General features: G+C 75.5%; 1 pseudogene. It reads right to left on the minus strand.

The window, feature by feature from the left end:
- Positions 1 to 773 (minus strand): annotated as a pseudogene (locus tag FV222_RS30325) (translation initiation factor 2); the annotation flags it as partial.

The raw sequence follows: 773 nt of genomic DNA on the forward strand, positions 1-773 counted from the left end.
GCCTGCGCCTTCAGGTCCTGCGGCATCGCCGCGTAGGCCTGCGACGCCTCGAGCAGCGCGCCGCTGTCGAGCGCCGCCTGGACCTTCGCCACCGGATCGGTGTCGGCGGCCTCGGCCGTTTGCGGCGCGTCGACCTTGCGGACCTGCACGATCGAATCCGCGATGCTGAGGAAGCGGCTCTTCAGGTCGCCGTTGGCGGCCACGTCCTTGGAGGCCGCCGCCTTGCGCGCCGCCGCCGCCTTGTCGGTGATCGGCCGGAACTCGGCGGCGAGCTGGTCGGCCGTGGGCGCGCCCTTGTCGGCGAAGGGCGCCAGGGCGTCGATCCGGCTCGTGTCGCCGGTCTCGAGCTTGCGCAGGGTCGCCAGCGGCTCGGCATAGGGCACGCCGGCGTCGAGCGCGGCGGCGATCCGGTCCGCTGTGACGACCTTCAGCGCGGCCTGTACGGTGCTGGCCTCGGCCCGCAGGGCCACCGCCTTGTCGAGGGCCGCGACCTTCTCCGCCTGCTCCTGCAGGCGCCGGTCGAGGGCCTTGGTCGCCGCCTCGGCCGTGCTCCTGCCGGCCTCGGCCGCCTCGCGGCTGGCCTGGGTCGCGGTCTGGACCGCCTCGGTGGCGGCCTTCACCCGGTCGTCGAGGGTCTTCTGCAGGGCGTCGAGGCGCTGCCCGAGCGCCTGGTCGGCCTCGGCGTTCGCCTTGGTGCGCGTCTCGACCTCGCCCTGGAGCGCGGCGAGCTTCGGGGCGAGGTCGGCCGCCGGCGCGCGCGCCGCCTTGTCGGG

This window comes from Methylobacterium sp. WL103 (assembly GCF_008039885.1).
GTDB classification, from domain to species: Bacteria; Pseudomonadota; Alphaproteobacteria; order Rhizobiales; family Beijerinckiaceae; genus Methylobacterium; species Methylobacterium cerastii.